2 protein-coding genes are annotated in these 723 nt (G+C 36.1%); both read left to right on the top strand.

Going from position 1 to position 723, the window contains the following annotated elements:
• A partial coding sequence (locus tag EFT72_RS18900) for an Mbeg1-like protein (RefSeq protein ID WP_124068458.1) occupies window positions 1-205 on the top strand: 205 nt, incomplete at its 5' end.
• Between the two features lie 32 nt (window positions 206-237).
• Window positions 238-609 (top strand): hypothetical protein, encoded by a 372-nt coding sequence (locus tag EFT72_RS18905; protein ID WP_124068459.1) that lies wholly within the window; start codon window positions 238-240, stop codon window positions 607-609.
• The last annotated feature ends 114 nt before the right edge of the window (window positions 610-723 follow it).

Raw genomic sequence — 723 nt, forward strand, 5'->3', positions numbered from 1 at the left:
GGATGACAATGTTGCAGCTATATTTTCCTCCCAAACCCCATCACAAAAAGAAGCAGCATCCTATGTAATAAACTCCGGTTTGGATCACGTAACCTTGGCAGGTCACTCAAAAGGGGGGAATATGGCGCCATCCAGTGCTTATTTGCTTCCAGAAGGTGTGATTGATAAAGTATACTCTTATGACGGTCAGGGAGAATCACAATGAATACAAAGGTCCTAGGGAGGTACTAATTAGGTATGAATAAAAACTCTATTAATAATGTAGTGGAATTTATGGTGAAGGTACTGATAGTGGCAGGAATAGTAATTGGTGTAATTTTGTCCATTAGTATAGTACTTTTTATAAAAAAAGAAAAGAAAAATTTAATCACAAAAAGTGATAGCATAAAAACACAGAAGGAGTATCCTGCTGCAGTAGGTACTTATTTGGAAGAAAAATATGGAAAAAAATTTATAGTTAATCCAAAAGGTTCGGATGGAGGAGGGTCACCAATTCCTTTTTCTCAGGGGTGTTATACTATGACCTATGAGGCCTATGCGGAGGAAGATTCGGATTTTATTTTTTGTGTAGATGTAATTCCAAGGTCTATAGATAATGACGTTGTATAATTAAGTTGTAACACCAAGGTATAGTTTGGTAAAATAACCTACATCAAAGGAGAAGTTACAACATGTCAAACAATCGTTATGATCCTGAACTCAAAGAAAAAGTACTTCGCCTCT

This window comes from Clostridium sp. E02, assembly GCF_003833015.1.
Taxonomy (GTDB): domain Bacteria; phylum Bacillota; class Clostridia; order Lachnospirales; family Lachnospiraceae; genus Lacrimispora.